17 protein-coding genes are annotated in these 19608 nt (G+C 57.4%); 6 read left to right on the top strand and 11 right to left on the bottom strand.

Features of this window, described 5'->3' with window-relative positions:
• Window positions 1–63 precede the first annotated feature (63 nt).
• Window positions 64–1002: a diacylglycerol/lipid kinase family protein gene (locus Pla52nx_RS26320; RefSeq protein WP_146518880.1), complete on the bottom strand. Its 939-nt coding sequence runs from the start codon at window positions 1000–1002 to the stop codon at window positions 64–66.
• A 335-nt stretch (window positions 1003–1337) separates the two neighbouring features.
• On the opposite strand from Pla52nx_RS26320, the gene Pla52nx_RS26315 reads away from it, so the two are divergent.
• Genes Pla52nx_RS26315 through Pla52nx_RS26305 form a run of 3 tightly spaced genes read left to right on the top strand, consistent with a single transcriptional unit; the run spans window position 1338 to window position 5543 of the window.
• On the top strand, window positions 1338–2936 hold the full coding sequence (locus tag Pla52nx_RS26315; protein WP_231741797.1) for a BamA/OMP85 family outer membrane protein: 1599 nt from the start codon (window positions 1338–1340) through the stop codon (window positions 2934–2936).
• Entirely contained in the window at window positions 2936–4825 is a 1890-nt protein-coding gene (locus Pla52nx_RS26310; RefSeq protein WP_231741796.1) for a BamA/OMP85 family outer membrane protein, read from the top strand. The genes Pla52nx_RS26315 and Pla52nx_RS26310 overlap by 1 nt, the downstream gene beginning before the upstream one ends.
• A 22-nt stretch (window positions 4826–4847) precedes the next feature.
• A complete protein-coding gene (locus Pla52nx_RS26305; RefSeq protein ID WP_146518879.1) occupies window positions 4848–5543 on the top strand; it encodes an SIR2 family NAD-dependent protein deacylase in 696 nt (231 codons plus the stop codon).
• Window positions 5544–5836: 293 nt separating this feature from the next.
• Here Pla52nx_RS26305 and Pla52nx_RS26300 read toward each other — a convergent pair whose 3' ends face one another.
• From Pla52nx_RS26300 to Pla52nx_RS26290, 3 genes are all read right to left on the bottom strand, one after another.
• Window positions 5837–7063: a hypothetical protein gene (locus Pla52nx_RS26300; protein WP_146518878.1), complete on the bottom strand. Its 1227-nt coding sequence runs from the start codon at window positions 7061–7063 to the stop codon at window positions 5837–5839.
• 99 nt (window positions 7064–7162) lie between these two features.
• On the bottom strand, window positions 7163–7804 hold the full coding sequence (locus tag Pla52nx_RS26295) for an RNA polymerase sigma factor (RefSeq protein WP_146518877.1): 642 nt from the start codon (window positions 7802–7804) through the stop codon (window positions 7163–7165).
• A complete protein-coding gene (locus tag Pla52nx_RS26290; protein ID WP_146518876.1) occupies window positions 7801–8121 on the bottom strand; it encodes a hypothetical protein in 321 nt (106 codons plus the stop codon). The genes Pla52nx_RS26295 and Pla52nx_RS26290 overlap by 4 nt, the downstream gene beginning before the upstream one ends.
• Window positions 8122–8160: 39 nt before the next feature.
• Here Pla52nx_RS26290 and Pla52nx_RS26285 point away from each other — a divergent pair, with 39 nt between their 5' ends.
• Window positions 8161–9816, top strand: coding sequence for a permease (locus Pla52nx_RS26285; RefSeq protein WP_315854992.1), 1656 nt, complete (start codon window positions 8161–8163; stop codon window positions 9814–9816).
• A 142-nt stretch (window positions 9817–9958) separates the two neighbouring features.
• Here the strand turns inward: Pla52nx_RS26285 and Pla52nx_RS26280 are convergent, their stop codons facing one another.
• A complete protein-coding gene (locus Pla52nx_RS26280) occupies window positions 9959–11425 on the bottom strand; it encodes a sulfatase family protein (RefSeq protein ID WP_146518875.1) in 1467 nt (488 codons plus the stop codon).
• Between the two features lie 110 nt (window positions 11426–11535).
• Here Pla52nx_RS26280 and Pla52nx_RS26275 point away from each other — a divergent pair, with 110 nt between their 5' ends.
• Window positions 11536–11892 (top strand): hypothetical protein, encoded by a 357-nt coding sequence (locus tag Pla52nx_RS26275; protein ID WP_146518874.1) that lies wholly within the window; start codon window positions 11536–11538, stop codon window positions 11890–11892.
• Window positions 11893–11998: 106 nt separating this feature from the next.
• Here Pla52nx_RS26275 and Pla52nx_RS26270 read toward each other — a convergent pair whose 3' ends face one another.
• Complete coding sequence (locus tag Pla52nx_RS26270) at window positions 11999–12400, bottom strand: hypothetical protein (protein ID WP_197454356.1); 402 nt, start codon at window positions 12398–12400, stop codon at window positions 11999–12001.
• Between Pla52nx_RS26270 and Pla52nx_RS26265 the strand changes: the two genes are divergently transcribed.
• Window positions 12399–12755 (top strand): hypothetical protein, encoded by a 357-nt coding sequence (locus Pla52nx_RS26265; RefSeq protein ID WP_197454355.1) that lies wholly within the window; start codon window positions 12399–12401, stop codon window positions 12753–12755. The two genes, Pla52nx_RS26270 and Pla52nx_RS26265, sit on opposite strands and share 2 nt — an antisense overlap.
• Window positions 12756–13308: 553 nt before the next feature.
• Here the strand turns inward: Pla52nx_RS26265 and xseA are convergent.
• From xseA to efp, 5 genes are all read right to left on the bottom strand, one after another.
• Entirely contained in the window at window positions 13309–14508 is a 1200-nt protein-coding gene (gene xseA / locus Pla52nx_RS26260; protein ID WP_231741791.1) for an exodeoxyribonuclease VII large subunit, read from the bottom strand.
• Entirely contained in the window at window positions 14505–15380 is an 876-nt protein-coding gene (dapF, locus tag Pla52nx_RS26255) for a diaminopimelate epimerase (protein ID WP_146518872.1), read from the bottom strand. Before dapF ends, xseA begins: the two co-directional genes overlap by 4 nt.
• 41 nt (window positions 15381–15421) lie before the next feature.
• Window positions 15422–17488, bottom strand: coding sequence for a PTS sugar transporter subunit IIA (locus tag Pla52nx_RS26250; protein WP_146518871.1), 2067 nt, complete (start codon window positions 17486–17488; stop codon window positions 15422–15424).
• Between the two features lie 83 nt (window positions 17489–17571).
• Window positions 17572–18921 (bottom strand): magnesium transporter, encoded by a 1350-nt coding sequence (mgtE, locus tag Pla52nx_RS26245; RefSeq protein WP_146518870.1) that lies wholly within the window; start codon window positions 18919–18921, stop codon window positions 17572–17574.
• Between the two features lie 48 nt (window positions 18922–18969).
• Window positions 18970–19539: an elongation factor P gene (gene efp / locus Pla52nx_RS26240; protein WP_146518869.1), complete on the bottom strand. Its 570-nt coding sequence runs from the start codon at window positions 19537–19539 to the stop codon at window positions 18970–18972.
• Window positions 19540–19608: the final 69 nt, after the last annotated feature.

The raw sequence follows: 19608 nt of genomic DNA, 5'->3' as shown, positions 1-19608 counted from the left end.
CTGGGTGGAAAGAAACGTGCCATGATCGTTTCCTCTCATTTGAGATCAGATCGCCAAGATTGACTAGGTCGTCAAGGAACCGTGTGCATTTGCGAACTCGACCGGTACCAGCAAACGAACACGTGAGGGCAAGATCTCGATTTCCAGCGGTAGGCGTCCCGCATAGTCGCCATCGACTTGGTAAGGCACTCGCCTCTCCGATTCCAGACGCAGCTTGGTCGCCTGGCAACGTTTCACGTCCGAAAAGGTTTGGTGGCGACCAGTTGCGATCCCCATGACATATCGCAAGCCGTGAAACACGGAACCATTCTTCATGGTGATCAAGTCCAGTTTGCCGTCGTTGCCCACCGAATCAGGGATGATATGCAGGCCACCACCATACTTGGGCAGATTGAACACCATCGCCCACGCGACTTCGTCACCGTCCCCCACGGCTGTGCCAGTGGGCGGGTCAATTCCATTGAAACCTAAGCTCACCCGGATTCTTGGGAATGAATATCTCATCAACGACTGCCAAATCGGCTTGGCGTAGCTGAACTTGCGTATGTGACCACGCCGCTTGAGGTGGAGTCGTCGAACGACGTCAGCGTCGAAGCCGCACGAGACCATCACGAGAAACAACTGCCCGTTCGCCAAGCCAGCGTCCAGTCTGAACTCGGTTCCGGTCCGAATGGTTTGCATGACGTGAGCCGCGTTGCAACTGTGCCCAAAATATTTTGCCAGCAAATTCTCGGTCCCCAACGGCAAGGGCAGAATTCGAGTTTCGCAGTCCAAGTGCTTCGCAACCAAGCTGACGGTGCCATCGCCACCGGCGGCAATGACCAGTGGCTCCGCCTCACCCGTGCTGCGAATGCGAGCAACATGATCGATCATCTCGTCGATGGAGACGGTCAAATGATGATGGATTTCCGACTCGGTCAGCATTTCGACCAAGCGAGGAATCTGTTCCCGACCTGCTCCACTGCCCGCTTTCGGGCTCGACACAATGATGACTTCGTCCATGGACAACGACGCGGCAAGAGGAAGCGACTTGGTGGGATCGGCAAATGCGGGACAAGGACGTCAGAGCCCGCCAGGCGGCAGACGGTTACGTCTTGCGGAAAAGGTTGTCAAAAAGACGCGCTTTTGTTCAAGCCGCAGGGGCGAATCTACCTTGTGTCGATGAAGCCAGCGTTGGTACGTATCGGGTTGATTGGCCTCGCACGCAGCGGATTCTGTGTCCAGGCCATTGAAAATGCAACAAACGATCAGCAACCACGGTCAGTAACTACGGTCAACGGCACGGCATGACGTCAACCAAGATACCGCGAACAGAAGCGTTCCAGGAGGATCCCAGGGTGGAAACTCGTTTCGAACGATTGCCAGCGAGCAAACCAGCAGGTCTGGCGATGTGTGCCCATGCCACTACGGCCCATGCCACTTCGGCCCACGCCACTTCGGCACTGGCCACTTCGGCACTGGCCACTTCGGCACTGGCCACTTCAGAACTGGCCACTTCAGAACTGGCCACTTCAGAACTGGCCCGGCCTCGCCAACGACACGCAGCCTTCCTGACAATACTGGCGGCGTTGGCCCTCGGGTGCATTTTTGCAGCCCTATCGCCCCGCGCCTCTGCACAGTTCGGTGGCGGCGGGTTTGGCGGCGCGGGCGGTGGCGGCGGTGTGCCGGGACCGGCCGAGCGTCCTAAGTTTCGTGACCATATTCACACACTCGATTCCCTACCGATCGCTCGCGAAAAAGGCGAAAAGCTCGTCGCCACGGTTCGAGTCTCGGGCAATCGCAAGCTGACCACGGCGGCCATCTCTCAGCAACTGCAAACCCGCAAAGGACGTTTCTACGATTACGAAACAGTGCTCGGTGACGTGCGACGTTTGCAAGACATGGGTTCGTTTGACCACGTCACGTTCAAAGAAACCGAAACCGACGAGGGCATGGCGATCACGTTCTTCGTCCACGAGCGTCCCCTGATCACCAGCATCCAATTCCACGGACGACGCGGCTTGAACGATCGCGAACTATCTGGACGCACCGGCTTGAGCGTGAACGACCCGCTGAGCGAGTTTGCGATCGAATCGGCACGCCGACGGCTGATCGATTTCTACAAAGAAAAAGGTTTCAATCAGATCGCCATCACCTCGGTCATCGGATTCAAAGACGACCCTGGCGCGGTTGTCTTTCGGATCAATGAAGGACCACTGGAACGCATCCACGACATTCAGATCGTCGGCAACCAACTGCTCAGTGAAGCTCGCTTGAAAAAAATCATCAAGAGCCGAGGGCCGTTCATGTACGTCGGACGTTGGTCGTTCAACATCGCCGACATGAACAAGATCGATGCCGACGTGGACATCCTGGCCTCCACCTATCACAACCTGGGATATTTGACCGCCACAGTCGGCCGACAAATTTTCTACGACGAGACGGGCAAGTGGCTGACGGTCAAATTTGTGATCAACGAAGGCAAACGATTCAAAATCAACAGCGTCCAAATCACCGGCACCCAGTTTGTCAAAGAAGAATCACTGTTCAAACGACTGACACTCAAATCAGGCGACATGTTTGACGGCACCACGCTTCGCAAAGACGTCGGTGAACTCGTCTACGGCTACGGCGAACTCGGGTTCATCTACGCCGAAGTCAATCCGCGGACGATCATGCGTGACGACGATCAGTCGGTCGATCTCGTTTACGAAATCACCGAAGGCGATCGTTGGAAGATCGGCAAGATCCGAGTCAACATCGAAGGCGAACCGCACCTGATGCGTGAGACCGTGATGCTGAACATGCTCGACATGCGTGAGGGCGATTGGATCAATCGCAAGTTCCTCGAGACGGCTCGACGACGTGTGGTCGGCAGCAACCTGCTGGAGACGAACCCCCAAGTCGCCGATCCGCCGGACATCATTGTCGAGCCGGCTGAAAGCAGGTACCGCTGATGAATCACTTGTCGTTCAGAACCGTGTTGCTCATCCTCGGGCACTTTTACCGATCACTCTTTCGCTCCCTTTCACGTGCAACGGACCGAATGGAACTTTTCACATACCGACGCTGCGGATACTTGGCTTGCGTGATCGTCATGGCGTTCACCGCGACGCTGACGGGGTGCGCCCAGTTGAATCCGAGATTCCCCGCAGTCCAATCAGGCGGCATGTCCGCCAGCAATGCCGCTCCAGGTAGCGGGGCGGTGGCGACGGTAGCTGATGCGACCACCGTGAACCCTGTCACCCAAGCAGTGCAGCAGAGTGGATACCCAATGCCCGGAGGCGTTTCTCACGCCATTCACTCGGCACCACTGGACGGACAGAACGCAATCAACGGTTTGGTCGCTCAAACGGCAGCTATTGATGAGCCGTATGTAGCTCGCCAATACCCCAATCAATATTCCGGACAATCCGTCCCGCAGCCACCACAGCCGGGCTACACTTTGGGCACCAACCAACCCTACACTCAGCCGGCCCCCGTTCCATTGGTCGATAGCAATGGATACGCCGTCCAGCCCAACGCGGGAGGGAATCCGTATTCCGCTGAGCAATATCCATCCGAGCAGTACCCGCAGGGTGGATACTTAGCCGAGCCACCGCCGCCGGTGGTCAACAGCACGACGACATTCCCTCCCACTCAATTCGGACCACGAACGGTCCAGCCTCAACCGTCCACCATCCCTGGACTCGGGCCGGCATTCCCGCCGATCGGGACCGACCCTGTGTACTCGCCCAATGTTCGCGTCGCCGATTTGATCGTCAACGGGTTTCCGGCACGTACCGGTCGGATCATGTTTGGTGCAGCGGTCAACAGCGACGCCGGCGTCACCGGCCAAATCACGGTCGATGAGCGGAACTTTGACATCACCCGATGGCCTCGATCTTTCCGAGACCTGCTGGGCGGCACTGCGTTTCGTGGCGCAGGTGAAACATTCCGATTGGAAATGGCGCCCGGTAGTCAGTTCGACCGCTACTCAGCTCAATGGGCGACTCCCAATCTGTTGGGTTACTTGCCACTGAGTTTCTCGGTCAGCGGGTTCTTGTATGATCGACGGTTCCGCGACTGGGACGAAAACCGGTTGGGGATGCGAACGAGCTTGGGCTATCGAATCACACCTGACCTTTCGCTTTCGGTCGGCATCAGTGGACAACGGGTCAAGCTCGACGATGCACGTGCAACCGTTCCCGATGGCGGCGGCGGATTGACTCAAACACCCATTCTGGCTGATGCCGTCGGTCGCAACGAACTCTACAGCGGCCTGATCAGCTTGACGCACAACACGCGTGACAGCCCGATCCAGCCCAGCAGCGGTCACTACTTTCAGCTCAGTTTCGAAGAAGTCTTTGGTGACTTTGACTACTCCAAGATCGAAGCCGAGTATCGCAAGTATTGGTTGCTGACTTCACGAGCCGACAACTCGGGCAAGCAAACCTTGTCGTATTCCACGCAGCTCGGTTTCAGTGGCAACGACACACCCATTTTCGAAAATTTCTTTGCCGGTGGCTACGCGACGATCCGAGGTTTCGATTTTCGGGGTGCCAGCCCGGTGGTCGACGGGATCGAAGCGGGTGGTCGTTTTCAATGGCTCAACTCCGTCGAGTACATGTTCCCGATCACCGCGGACGACGCGTTCCGTGGAGTCACGTTTGTTGACTTTGGAACCGTCGAGCAAGACATCGAGCTGAACAGTGATTCGTTCCGAGTCGCACCCGGTGCCGGTTTGCGGGTCGCCATTCCCGCTCTCGGCCCCGCGCCGCTCGCATTCGACTTTGCATTCCCCGTTGCGATGGCGGACACCGACGACAAGCGAATCTTTAGCTTCTACATGAGCGTCGTTCGCTAAACCGATCAATGAAATCGATACGATGAAAATACTCGTGCTGACCGGTGCGGGAATCTCGGCCGAGTCTGGGATCCCGACCTTTCGTGGTGACGATGGATTGTGGGAAGGCCACGCGATCGAAGAAGTGGCCACGCCTCAGGGTTTCGCTCGAAACCCGTCGCTGGTTCACAAGTTCTACAACGCGCGTCGTGCCCGCTTGCAGGAAAGCGACATCCAGCCCAACGCGGCACACCTCGCCTTGGCCGAGTTCGAGCAGCAACACAACGATGACATCTTGTTGGTCACTCAAAACATCGACAACTTGCATCAGCGAGCAGGCAGTAGGAACGTCTTGCCGATGCACGGCGAGCTGCTCAAGGTCCGCTGCACCAAGACGGACGAGATTTTTCCCTGGACGGATGACCTTTCCACGTCCACGCCTCATCCCAAAAACCCTCAATGGCTGGGATGCTTGAGACCACACGTGGTCTGGTTTGGCGAAATCCCGATTGGTTTGGAGCAAATCGCCGACGCGGCAGCCGAAGCCGATTTGTTTCTCGCGATCGGAACCTCCGCCGTCGTTTACCCCGCGGCTGGTATTGTGACGGCTACGCGTGCCGATTGCCGACGCATCGAAATCAATTTGGATGACACGCCTCAAAGCAGTATCTTTGATCAGACGATTCGTGGAAAAGCATCGATCGAAGTACCGAAACTGTTGCGTTCGCTGTCACACTAGTGGTCTGTGACAACTTATTTTTAGAGTAGTGGATCTTGTTAAAGATCCTGTAGCGGTGGGATCTTTAACAAGATCCACTACGGCAAACCCGAACATCGAGCTGTCCCAGACCGCTAGCCCGGATTATTCATCAGCCGGCACGCGATAGCGTCCGGTTCCCGAGTATAGGCGTGAGAACCGGACGCTATCGCGTGGCGGCTCATATGCGCAGACTGTTTTCGTACCAATATGCGCAAACCGTTTCGTGCAAACGCATAGCGAAAACCGCAGTGAGTCGCGTGAATAATCCGGGTTCAGCGCTGCGGAGAATTTGCGAACGGTGGGCTCCAACTGGGGGCCAAGGATGCGTCGTCGCGGTGCACTCCGGCTTCGCTCTGTCCGGCGTGGTTCATCATCGGATGATCGGGCAACGCATCGAGAGAATCGATGTCAATGAATTGAACACGACCGTCTTCGTACAGGACGTTCATGCCACGTCCACTGTGACCGACGAACTCGTTGGACAGATCACCGCCGGTCAATATCATCAGCGGCGCGTCCGACATCACCGCAAACGAGCTTCGTGATTCGAACTTGGGTGACGTGTACTGCTGGTGATCGACGACGCCCAGGCTGTAGGCGTAGTGGCCACCGGAATAGCGTTGGATCTCGTGCAGTTCATTGACGGGTGCCGATCGAAGCTGCTCCAGTGACACGAGCTTGTTCACCACCACTGATTGCACTTGCTGCGCGGGCTGGATTGGCGCGTCGACCGATTTCGTCGAGCGTCGGGTAACCGGTTGAAAGTCAATGGGGTTGCCCACCGAGGGGCACCAGCGGATCTGGGGAGACTCGATCAAACCGGCATCGGCCAAACGGATTGCGTAGACCCCTGCAAAGGCTTCCGGGCCTTCGCGACGAACCGCCGGCAATCGTTCTCCACCACCGCGGGTCACGTACTGAATCAAGGCGGTTCCGAACTCACGCAAGTTATCTTGGCAAGCGATCTTGCGTGCCTCGAAACGTCCTTCGGCTAGTGAAGGAACGAGCAGCCCCAACAAAATCGCTACGGCGACCGAGCCACCGACCCAATCCATCCAGCCGACGCGATGGCTCTTGCGTCCTTCCGTCATACCGACCGGTGTCAAACGCGAATTCAGTTCGAAGGTTCGTGATGAGTGGTGTTGGTCATCGGTGAGTGCCGCTTCATCGATTTCCTGCAGTGCCTCAAGAGGCTCATGCACGGGCGGCAGCGGAGGCAAACTGGCCATGGTCCGCGCGATGAGGTCTTCCTCGGCCTCGTGACTGGGAGGCTCAATGTCGGCGTCCAATTCGTCCAACGGACGGAGCATCTGTTCGATTTCACGCAGTTGCTGCTGAGCGGCGGGGTTCTCACGAACCCATTGGGCCACACGACGCATTTCGTCGGGCTCCAACGCTCCCAGCAAATATCCGAGCAAATCTTTGTGCATCGCCACGTCAAAATCGAACCAAGACGTCTGCCAAAAAACGTTTTCAGCGGCCTCGGACGTCTCACACACCTAAGTCCTGGTTTTGATACGAGGCTGGTCTCGAGACAGTTCGCCGCCGGTCAGTATATTTCAACGCTACCAACCAGGTTGCGGGAATCCAGGACGCGATCACTCGGCGGCGGATTCGTGGGTTTCGTCCCAAATCAGCCCCAAGCGTTGGACCGCCGCGTGCAAACGGCTTTTGACCGTTCCGACCGGGATGCCGAGCGCTTCGGCGGCTTCGCGATACTTGAGTCCCTGGTAATAGACCAGGTGGATGACCTGCTGCATCGACTCGCCCAGGGTCTCCACCGCCTCGCTGATCCAGCGGCCGTTTTCCTGTTGGGAGGCCACCGCCAATGGATCGGGGGTGCCGCCGACCAGTTTTTCCGACCAACTCACATTGCGCCCTTCGGCGTCATTGGGCGTGCGATCCAAGCTGACCATACGGTGCCGCTTGTTTCGACGTTGAACGTCGATGGCCTGATTGGTGGCAATCGCGTACATCCAGGGCCGAAATCGGCGTGACGAATCGAATTGGCGGCATTTCAGGTGAACCTGCAAGAAAGTCCCCTGAAACGCGTCTTCCGCCATCTCGGTGTTGCCGATGTAGCGGCGCAAGTAGCTGTAGACCTCGCGCTGGTAACGACGCATCAACTGCTCAAACAGCTTGCGATCGCCCGTTTCGCGGTACTGGCACAACAACTCTTCGTCGCCGATCTCCGACGAAACGTCATCAATGGAATGATCCAAGGCGGTTGAATGGGTCATCGGATGGGCCGGTGATGAAAGAAATAGAGTTTGAATAAGGGATCAGTGAACAACCAACCATGCGTGGACGGGAAGAAAATCCCGCCAAGAAAACCATTATTGGGCTCACTGATACGTATTGTCACGTAACTCGGGCCATTCGTCAAAGCGATTTTTGGCATTCCAAGCGAACAACCCAAATCGGGGGTGTCTGGTGAAACCGATTTTACACCATTAAATTCGCGATCGCCGAGTGATTTCCGAGCAGATGATGATTGCATCAAGATCTTGATCCCCCGGCGATGCGATGCCCCGTTGAGAAATAAACGCGTCATCATTGACGTTGTCCGTCGTCCCCATACAGAGAGCCAGATCCGTTGAATGATTCAAAACCGCTGTGCGGCTCCCGTTACGACTGGCTGCGGAAGGGCGACGTCAATGCTTTCTTTGGCCTGATGCTGGACAACCTGACGGGTCTGTTTCTGCTGTTCTTGTTGCTCAGCTTGAAATTCGGTTTTCCGGGTGATTTCATCGTTTCTGCGATGGTGCCGGGCACGGCGTTGGGGGTCCTGATCGGCGACTTGGCATTCGTTTACTTTGCCTTTCGGCTCTCGCGGCGTACCGGACGTTCTGACGTCACTGCGATGCCGCTGGGGCTCGATACGCCGTCGGTCTTTGGTGTCACGCTGCTGATTTTGGGGCCGGCCTACGCGCACGGTGTCAATGTGATGGAACTGGATCCGACGGCGGCCGCCTATCGGGCGTGGCACATCGGGATCTGGTGCACGGTGCTCAGCGGCTGCGTCAAGCTCGTCATGGCGCCGATGACGCAATGGGTTCGGCGCGTCGTGCCCCGCGCCGGACTTCTCGGATCACTCGCCGCGATCGCGTTGGTGTTGATCAGCTACTTGCCACTCAGCGAGATCTTTGCCCATCCGTTGCCTGGGTTGCTCGCACTGGTGATCGTCTTGACCACATTGATCGCCCGGGTCCCGTTGCCCGGGAATATGCCCGGCACGCTGGGCGCGTTGCTGATCGCAGGACTGGCGTATTATCTAATGTGTGGTGCGGGAGTGCCCGGGTATCACTTTCCCGAGGTGCCCACCATTCAATGGTTTCCGACGCGATGGTTGGAAAGCTGGAACTTTGCCTGGGTCGCGTCGCTCGATGATGCCCTGCCGTACTTTCCCATCGCCTTGCCCTTTGCCATTGCCACCGTCGTCGGCGGGATCGATTGCACCGAGAGCGCGGCGGCGGCGGGTGACGACTATGACACGCGAACGGTGATCGGTGTGGAAGCCGTTGCGACATTGATCGCGGGGCTATCGGGCGGCGTGATCCAAACGACGCCTTACATCGGTCATCCGGCATACAAGGCGATGGGGGGACGTGCGGGATACACTCTGGGCACCGCGTTGCTAATCGGTTCGGCCGGACTGATCGGCTACTTCGCGTGGATCAACGCGTTGATCCCTAAGCCGGTCGTGATGCCGATTCTTGTCTTCGTCGGTTTGGAGATCACCGCACAAAGTTTCTTTGCGACACCGCGACGACATTACGCGGCGGTCGCCTTTGCTTGTTTGCCCGCGTTGGCCTACCTCGCGTTGATCCTGACCAATCAAGTGATCAATGAGGACGCGGTGCGTGACGCCGGCATGACGGTCCAGTCGTTCTCTCCCGTGCTGCAAGACACTTATCACACGACCACGATGCTCAGCAACGGTTTCATCCTGGTCAGTCTGTTTTGGGCTTGGGCTTTGGCGGCAGCCATCGATCGTCGACTGGGCGTGTCCGCAGCAGTGTTGGCAGCCTGCGCGGGTTTGACGTTGCTGGGGCTGATTCATTCGCCTCTGGACGGCAATCAAATGTTCCTACCATTCGGGCCACAACAATGGGAGCACCTCGTGTTGCCAATTGAACATCGCGCCAAAGTGTTCGAGTTCGCCGCCGCCTACGCGGTGACCGCCGTGACGCTGTTGGCATGGGGAAAAGTCGCCCCACCGTTGAACGAGTTGGTCGATACGGAGCACTAAGTTACACGCGACCAACTCGTTTAACGACAAGCCGCAGGCGACCTCGTCACCCATCGTTTAACGACAAGCCGCAGGCGACCTCGTGTCCTATTGCATGACACGCGATCGCCTGCGGCTTGTCGTTAAACGAGTCGGTCAAGCGCTAGCGTGAAAAGATTTCGCCGAAGGGTTGGTAGCCATGAAACGGAACCGCGTCGGCTTTCCACTTGGCGACGGCGGAATCATAAATCGCCCTCATGTGCGTCAACTGCGCGGCGGATGCCGCCGAATCGATCATGTTTTGTAGCTCCATCGGGTCGGCGGCGATGTGGTACAGTTCGTCCGTCGCTTTGAATTCGCCAGCCGCGTAAGGCCAGCGAATGTACTTCCAGTCACGAGTGACAACGGACAGGCTGTGCACTTTCTTCGGTCCCCAAACATTGATCAACGCCAGTGACTTGTGGATCGGCGTCTCCGGTTCATCGTAGAGCATCGTCAGCGAACGTCCGTCGATGTCCTTGGGCAACTCCACGCCGGCGAGCGAAAGAATCGTCGGCAGGAAATCGATGTTGCCGGTCAATTCTTTACACCGGATTCCCTTGCCACTGTTGGGATGCCGAGGGTCGTAGATCATCAACGGCACGCGGGAGCTTTCTTCGTACGGCAACACTTTGCTGCCGTAGCCGTGCGAGCCACACAAGAAACCGTTGTCGGAGGTGAAGATCACGATCGTGTTTTTGTCGACGCCGTGATCGACCAATGACTGGCGGATCTTTCCCAAGGCGACGTCCACCGCGTACACCTGCTGATGGTATCTCCGCATGACTTGATCGTACTGGTCGCTGTAGTGCCAGGAATGAAAACGCTCGAACTGACGCCCTTGCTGGCTTTGCAGTGAGAAATGTTGTCCGAATTCGCGACCAAAGTTTGCTGGTTTGGTGAAGGTCTTGTTTTGGTAGACGTGATCAAAGCGTTCGTCAGGCGTCTCGGGCTGATGGGGCGCTTTGAAGCTGATCGAGAGACAGAATGGCTTGTCGCCGTTTGCGGCAGACGCGATGAAGTCGTCCGCGAACGCGGCGTAGGACAGCGTGCTATGTGGGTATTGCTCGGCGTATTTCTGCATCGATTTGTTCTGGGCGGTTTTGTAGCTGGTTTGTCCCGGACCGGCGCCCCACGCATCGAAATCGTCTTCGGGTAGCTCGCCTTTTTTTCCCGGCGTCTGAGTCACCTCCAAACCGATCTTGCCGGCCATCGCTGTCACATAGCCTGCCTTGCGCAGCAACATCGGATAGCTGTCGTTCCACAATGGTTGCATCAAGGCACCGTGTTCAAAGTTGCACCCGGTTTTGTATTCGTATTTGCCGGTCATGATCGTGGCACGACTGGCCATGCAGATCGCGGTCGTGACGTAGTGTCGATCGAACACGATGCCATCGGCAGCCAAGCGGTCCATGTGTGGCGTTTGAACATCGGGATTGCCATAACATCCGACCGAGTAGGTACACTGGTCATCGCTCAATAGAAACACGATGTTCGGTCGACCCACAGACGGAGAATCGTCCGCCAAGGTTTTCGTCGCGATCGAAATTACGGCAAAAAGTGACAGCAGCATCGTGAAACGGGGGGGCATGTCGGTGCATCAAGACAAGAGTGGGGGATCGGTCGAAAGCGTTGGAGAGACTAGTCTAATACGTCTGCGAACCCACAGCAGTCACCACGAACAAGAACACCCCACACGACATGGCGAAACCACCCACCGCTTTTGATGCCGATCCCCGTCGCCTGTTGGCGTTGGGATTTTCAATCTTGATGCTCGTGGGTGCCTTGATGGCGTACCTGTTTGGTTCAGGCAACAGCGCGGGCTTTGCTGCAGCGGGGTTGGGACGAGTGGGGATCGTGATGTTCGCATTGTTCTTAGCGTGGCCGTCGCTTCGTCGCCCCTCGCAATGGCTGCCTGCAGGAGCGGCCATGATAGGCGTTGTCGCATTGATTGTGATCGCTGCCAACCCTCGGCTTGCGATTGCAGCGATACCGGCAGCAGGCTTGCTGATCACCGTCTCGGCGTTCGCCCGTGCTTTCCGCCGTCGAGACGGCTAGAAAAACTACCCGCGGTCTTGCTACTCAAGGTAATGGGACTCACCAGAATTCCCGTCGCAAAAATCGACATCGCAAAAATCGACATCGCGAGTGATCAAAGATGCGATCAAGGGAACATGTAGCGAATCCAGTTTCGCAGGCCTTGGCCTGGAACGTAGGCAACGGGTTGTCCCCACAGGCCTTGCCCGACTTGGACCGGAAATCTTTCTTGCCCCAAGGTGAACAGCGACGGCGCAGGGGCTCCGGTTGTAGGATTTGACAGACAGCCACCCGTGCCGGTTTGGTATTGTGAAATCGGTGCTCCCACCGGTGGCATCACAGCGGGAGCGGCGATCTGTGCCGGAGGCGCGACGTACTGGACGGGTTGAGCATAGTAGCCGGTGGGCATGACTTGGCCACAACCGTATCCGATGCCACTGGCTGCGGAGTAGGAACTCGGCCCCGTCACAAGATTGCAATTGCTGGCCGTCGCAAAGCCGCCCAACTGAGGCTGCGGAATTTGCGTCATGTCACTCGGGCTGACAATCGTCGAGTTGTTTGGCCCGGAGATGCCAACCTGCGCTGCGTTGCTGGGGAAGGAATTGGGAGCGACCGAATTGGGTGAGGGTAATCCACGAGGAGCGGAATTGATCGGCGGACTGTTCATCGGCGCACTGGTCATCGGCGGACTGTTCATCGGAGCATTGCTTGCAGGTGGCATTGGCAACTCTGCCGGTAGACCGAACCCGCCTGCCTCCGGCATGGTGTTCTGCATCCACACTGTACGGCGAATCGTCGGCGCATCCCCTGAAGTGCTAGCGGTTCGCATGATTCCAGACGCAGCGTCCGGTGATGTCCTTTGCGCTGATGACGTTCGATACTGATCCACTGCGCTGGGTGCACCTAATGGTCGTAATCGTGTTTGAGGCTGGCTCAATGATTGCCCGTACGATTGCCCGTACGATTGCCCGTACGATTGCCCGTACGATTGCCCGCCGTACGATTGCCCGCACGCGGAGGAGGCTGATCCGATCACGCCACAGGAAACAAGCAATGCCGAAACGCCAACGGCGCTGACCAGCCTGCTGTGCAGAGTTTTCCAACGGGTCAACGATCCCCTACGGGGCAGATGACGTGGATGTGGAGAGTTCATGGCAATATCCAACCTTGGGCAAGCAAGTACGATAGAGGGCATTCGTGGAGCCGAATCAATGACGACGGCGCGACTGCCCCGTCGTCTCATTAGCTCGTGAGAGCAACTCAGTGCAAGATCGGTGCCGAGACGATACGCATGTTGCGTGAAACACAGCCGGTTAACACGTGTCGCGTTGCGTGAAACACGATTTGAAATATTTTCAGACGCTCAGCGTTTCGGGACAACGCGGAACTTGATCGGCAAAAATGACAAAATGCGATGCCCAAAAGTTCATTCGTCGATCAATCCAGCACGCGAGAACGGACGGATCCTTGGTGCAAACGTGTGGTGATGACGTCGCCGGATTGCACCACCTGAGCATCGGTGATCGCACGTCCTTGCTCGTCCACCGTGACGCTGTAGCCACGACTGAGCGTGTCCAGGGGCGAGAGTCCAGAGAGGCTGGCCGCGACGGTAGCCAGTTTCGCCTCGCTGCGTTGCATGCAAGACGTCATGGCTCGCAGGGCTCGTTGATCCAACTCGTCGAGGTGACGCGAACGCAGGTGGATGATTTCCAGCGGTTTGCGAATGATCGGCCGCGACGACAGTGCGTGCAGTTGCATTTGACGCTGCGCGATCGACTGTCGAATCGAACGATGCAGTCGTTGCCCGAGATCGTCGACGCGGCGACGCAATGACGATTTGTCGGGAAACACGCGAGTTGCCGCGTCGGTGGGCGTCAACGCTCGCAGGTCGGCAGCGAGGTCGCAAAGCGTGATGTCGACTTCGTGCCCGATCGCGGAGACCGTCGGGATCGTACATTGGGCAACCGCGCGGACCACGGGCTCTTCGTTAAAGCACCACAGATCCTCCAGACTTCCGCCGCCGCGTGTGACCACCACGACATCCGGTGCCGGCCTGAGACGCTGCGCCGCCGCGATGGCTCGGACGATCGTCTTGGCCGCCGTGTTGCCTTGGACTTGTGCCGGGATCACAAGGATCTCGGCGTCCACCCAGCGATTCTGGGCGGCCACCAAAAAGTCATGCACGGCTGCGCCGCTGGGGCTGGTCACCAGGGCGATGCGTTTCGGGTGCGAGGGCAATGGTTTCTTGCGGTCCGCGTCGAACAGTCCTTCCGCGTTGAGCTTGTTCTGCAGTTTCAAAAAAGCTTGCTGCAGCGTACCGATGCCTTGAGGCTGCGCTTTGCGAACGACCAGCTGGTAAGTGCCGCGTACGGAATAGACTTCCAACTGGCCGTAGCACAGGATGGCTTGACCGTTCTCGATGTCGAACGGCAATCGGGTGGCGACACCGCGCCAGATCACGGCGCGGATCTGTGCATCGTCGTCTTTGAGCGTGAAGTAGATGTGGCCGCTACGAGGTTTGGCCACATCGGTCGCTTCCCCCGCCACCCACAACGGAGGAAACGTCGCCTCCATGACGGCTTTGATGTGTCCGGTCAGCTCGGAGACGGAGACGGCGCGCCCCGATGCATCACTCACGACATCCCCCACTCACCCTGAAAGACTTCCGTGGCAGGGCCCGTCATCATCACGTGCTCCGTCTCCGCGTCCCAGTCCAGGATCAGATCGCCGCCGAGCAAGTGGTTCAGAATGCGTCGCTCGGTTTTGCCTGTCAAAACGCCTGCAACGCAAACGGCCGAGGCGCCCGTGCCGCACGCCCATGTTTCACCGCTGCCTCGTTCCCAAGTTCGCTGGCGGACTTCCGTTGGCGAGATGATCTCCACAAACTCCACGTTGACCCGTCTGGGAAATCTGGCATCGTTTTCGATCAATGGTCCCAGCTCCAGAACCAATTCGTCGGTTGCCCGATCGACGAAGATGACACAGTGGGGGTTGCCCATCGAAACGCATGTGGCCTCGACGGTCATCTTCGCGTTTCCCAAATGGTGGTTGGTCGGCAGGGTCACCATGAATGGAACGTTGATGACAGGACCCGATGGTGCCAACGTCGTGGGGATGTCGGGAGCGTTCAAGATGGGTGCTCCCATGTCGACCGTCACTCGATCGACTTTGCCATCTTGGCCGACGGACAACTGCAAGTCCAAAACGCCAGCGCCGGACTCAATCTTGAGTCGATCTTTCACCGCGATGCCGTGATCGTGGACCAATTTGGCGACACAGCGGATGCCGTTGCCACACATTTCGCTTTCCGATCCGTCGGCGTTGAACATCTGCATTCGAGCATCAGCGACTTCACTGGGTCGAACCAAAATCAACCCGTCGGCGCCGACACCGAAGTGACGATGCGAGATGTCGCGAGCCAGCTCCGGCAGGTTCTCCGGAACGGGCTGGGAGAAACAATCGACGTAGACGTAGTCGTTGCCCGCGCCGTGCATCTTGATGAATTTCATGATCAGTTTGAACGTCAGTGGTGGCAGAGGGGATGCGAACGTCACACCCAGTGCAATTCTTCGGAATCGGGGTCTTCGTCGGCATCCAAGAATGCCAAGTGGTCGTCATCAAAGAATCGCGACATGATTGCTCGAACGGGGACCAGCAATGCCACGAAGATGGGGAAAAGAATCCGGACGGGTTGGGAGGGGAATACATTGATGACACACAGTACGATCAAGCACACCAGTTGGACAAGTGTGAATAGGTGAATGGTTCGGGTCGGAACGCGTCGAGTGTAGTGATTGATCGGATACAGTGCCGAATCTTTCAACCATAGCCCCAGGCGATCGATGAATTGAATGCCCCTGAGCGAAACGAAGCCCATGTACAAAAAAATTCCGTACAGCGTCGCCATCGGCACATATTCCAAATAGGGCATCACCAGCAGCGTGCCGGCAATCAAAACGTGAATCGCGATCCCGGTGACGCGATTCTCATTCATGTGGATGATCTTCTCGGGGCTTTTGCTGTTGGCGGTGACGTCCTCGAATTCGGACAATGCCCTTAGGTGGGCTAGGGAGCGGACGGTCGCCGCAACCATCCACGGCCAGCCGAACAAGGATGCCAGGCCGATCAGTAAGCCGACCACTGCCAAATCCCAGTGGTAGGATTCCCCGCTTTCGATTTTGTTTTGCGGACTGTTGACCAGCCTCGCGGTGATGTTTTGCGACAAGAACACGAGGACGGTCGCCAAAACAGCCGGCCCGGCTGCGGCCAGCTTGACCCAATTGGGGACGGCCCACAGATCGACCATCCAAGATGAGTCTGCCGAATCGGTCGCCGACGCCGCAACGTCGGTGGATACCTTGAGCGTGTCCAGGGTCGTTCGGTCACCGAGCGTCCAAGCCACGACGATCATGGCCCCGAGCGCAATGGAGGGACCAAAGTCCGCGAGGAACTCACGCATCCAGGGCAACAGATACTGGCTGCGTCGAAATCCGGCCAGTGTCATCGCGATGTAAAACGTGCCCACCGCCAGCACCAAAGCCAGCAGCGCTTTTTCACCGGAACTGTCCGCGTTACCGTTTCGGAATGTTTCGATCAATGCTTCGACGGCTTTGTAGATAAAGATCAATGACATCAAGGCGGAAAAGATTTCGTCGGTGAACCGCGTGAAGTACTTCATCAGGTTGCTGGCGTTGGTGATCGCCAGAGCCACCGTCATCAATGCCGTCCAAAGTCCGACCCATGCATAGACGCCGAGGAACTGTCCGCCCAGTTCCATGTCCTGACAGAGCTTGTACAGGATGATCGTAAAGATCAGCAGTGGCCCGATGCCGCCGAGAATGATCAAAGGACCGCCGGCAAACATTGCGTACAGGATCCCGCACACCGCCGTGGAAAGCAGCATCTCGGGCGCGCCGATCAATCCGCCCGTCTCTCGCCCCATCAAGCCGCCGAAAGTCACCGCAGGGGCGACGCAGGCAAAGAACATGAACACGATCGACGCGATGCTCTTGGTACGCAACCCGTTCTTGTAATCCAGGATGTAGTGCGGCAGCTTGCGAGCCAGGTCTCGGCGTATTCCGGCAAACGGCTTGCTGCCACTCCGCAAACCTTCGCTGACCTCACGAGGCTTGGGCGGCTTGGCGAGCACATTGCGATTGACGTGACGCTCCATCGCGTCCAACACGTCTTGTTGATTGGCCGCGTAGGTGACTTCGAAATGAAACACGTTGTCCGACATCAACCGGGCAACCGATGCCAGCGTGTCGAGATGACGTCCGGAATCCTCTAGCGATCCGATCAGCAAAAAAACGTAGCGAGTCGCTATCCCGTCGGGTGCCCCCAAGTTCACCGCGTTCTTGAGCCGCACAAAGACCATCGCCGGCTCGTCGATGAAATCGGTGTACAAATGAGGCACGGCACACGCGTGCCCGATCACGGTGGGGACCACTCGCTCGCGTTCCAGGATGCCTTCGATGACCTGGCTGGCCTGATTTTCCGGCAGACGCCCGGTCTGCACCAAGAACTCGACCGTCTCCGAGACGATCTCGCGCATGCTGCGCGCGTCCAGATTCAGCAGACAGCTTCCTTCTTGGATGGCCTGGAAAAGCAGCTTCACGACTCAGGATCCTTGACGCGGTTGGTTCGAGACATGCAATCGATCAAATCGAAAAGCGACGCGGTTGTGCGGCTGATTGCATTCTACCCGAGCATCAGACGAGCGATGTTGATGTAGATCACGATGCCGAGAATATCGACGATTCCAGCCACGAACGGATTGCTCATCATCGCCGGATCGAGCCCCAGACGCTGAAACATCATCGGCAGCAATGCGCCAAAGAAGCAGCCGACCATGATCACCGCGAGCAGCGTCAGCGGGATCACCAGCGATGCGTACAGACTCGGTGCCAACAACGTGGCAACGATGAATCCGATCAACGCCAGAAATCCTCCCAGCATCAGCGACACGATGACTTCGCGTCGCATCACGGTTCGCCAGTCTTTCAGGGCAAGCTGACCGCTGGTCATGGCGGTGATGACGAGGGTCGCACTCTGGCTGCCCGAGTTGCCGCCTGCGCTGATGATCAGCGGAATGAAGGCAACCAGCCAACCGTACTTCTCAGTCTCTTGGTGGTAATGCTCCAACGCGACGGCGGTCAAGATGGCGGCAAAGAATAGAATCGTCAGCCAAAGTCCGCGTTTCCACGAAAGTGTGAACAGGGCGATCTGCAGATAGTTTTCTTCCAGTGGTGCGACCGCCGCGATCCGCTGGGCGTCTTCCGTGTATTCCTCACGGAGGACATCGATCACATCGTCGTGAGTGATGATTCCCAGCAACTTGTGGCGAGAGTCGACGACAGGAATCGCCAACAGATTGTATCGCTCGACTTTCTCTGCAACCGACTCCTGGTCTTCCGTGACCAATGCGACGACGACATCCGATTCCATCATCTCGCCGAGTGTCCGCTCGGGATGATTGAGCGATGAAATCAACTGTCTGGTAGATACGATTCCTCGCAGCGAGCGGTCGTTGTCGACAACGTAGAGGTAATAAATCGTCTCCAAGTCACTCGCTTGTTTGGCCAATTCGTCGAGCGCCTGACGCACCGTCAGGGACTCGGTCAACATGGCCACGTCGGTCGTCATCAGACCCCCGGCCGATTCGTCTTCGTAGCAACCCAGTCGTTGGATGTTGCGACGGTCCTCGATCGGCAGCAGCGGCATGATCTCGGCGACACGCTCGTCGCCGAGTTGTTGAATCAGGTCGATGCGGTCGTCGGGAGGGATTTCCTCAACAAGTTTGGCGACCTGTTTGGCCGACTGGAGTTCCAGCAACTCAAGCTGCCGGTCTTCCTCGAAATAGCTAAAGATCTCCGCGCGACGATCCGCTTCAGCGAACTGCAGCACCTGCCACGCTTCGTCATTGCTGAGCCCTTCCATGAACTCCGCCGTGCGTCCCGGGTTGAGCGTGACGCAGAACTCCTCCAGCTCGGCCCGATTGTTCTCGGCCAGCATCTCGCGAAGTTCAGGCAAAAAGAGCGTGTTGACCATCAAGCGTTGCGTGGTGTCCGATCGGGTTCGTGCGGAGTAACGAAAACGTCAGTTGCTGACGCGTTCGCTGTACTCGCCCGTTCGCGTGTCGATCTTGATCACGTTACCGGGTTTGATGAAACCGGGGACAATGAACTCAGCCCCCGTTTCGACGATCGCGGGCTTGGTCACATTGGTCGCCGTGTCGCCTTTGGTGCCGGGGGCGCATTCGGTGATTTCCAGCTCGACCATGGTGGGCGGTTCGACGATGATGGCGTTGCCGTTGTACAACGTCATCGAGCAGATCATCCCGTCCTTGAGGTATTTCCAGATGTCGCCGGCGATCTTTTCAGGGACTTCGTACTGCTCAAAGGTTTCTTGATGCATGAACACGTAGTCTTCGCCTTGACGATACAGGAACGACACGTCGGTGGTCTCGACGTCAGCTGATTCCAGCGAATCGCCACCCTTGTAGGTTCGGTCCAATGTCGTGCCGCGGATCAGGTTCTTGAGCTTGCACTTGTACAGCGCGTTACCCTTGCCGGGTTTGACGAACTGCATCTCCGACATCAGGTATGGTTCGCCATCAATTTGAACCTTCAGGCCTTTTCGGAAATCGCTGGTGTTGTAAGTTGCCATAGTGGCCTCAGCTCCGTCAGTGTGTTTGCGGTGGGAATGAGGAGGAAAGCGGGGAAAACGGCAAGTTTA

Source organism: Stieleria varia, assembly GCF_038443385.1.
Taxonomy (GTDB): Bacteria; Planctomycetota; Planctomycetia; order Pirellulales; family Pirellulaceae; genus Stieleria; species Stieleria varia.
Note: the sequence above shows the minus strand (reverse complement) of the source record. Positions and strands in the feature narration are given on the sequence as shown.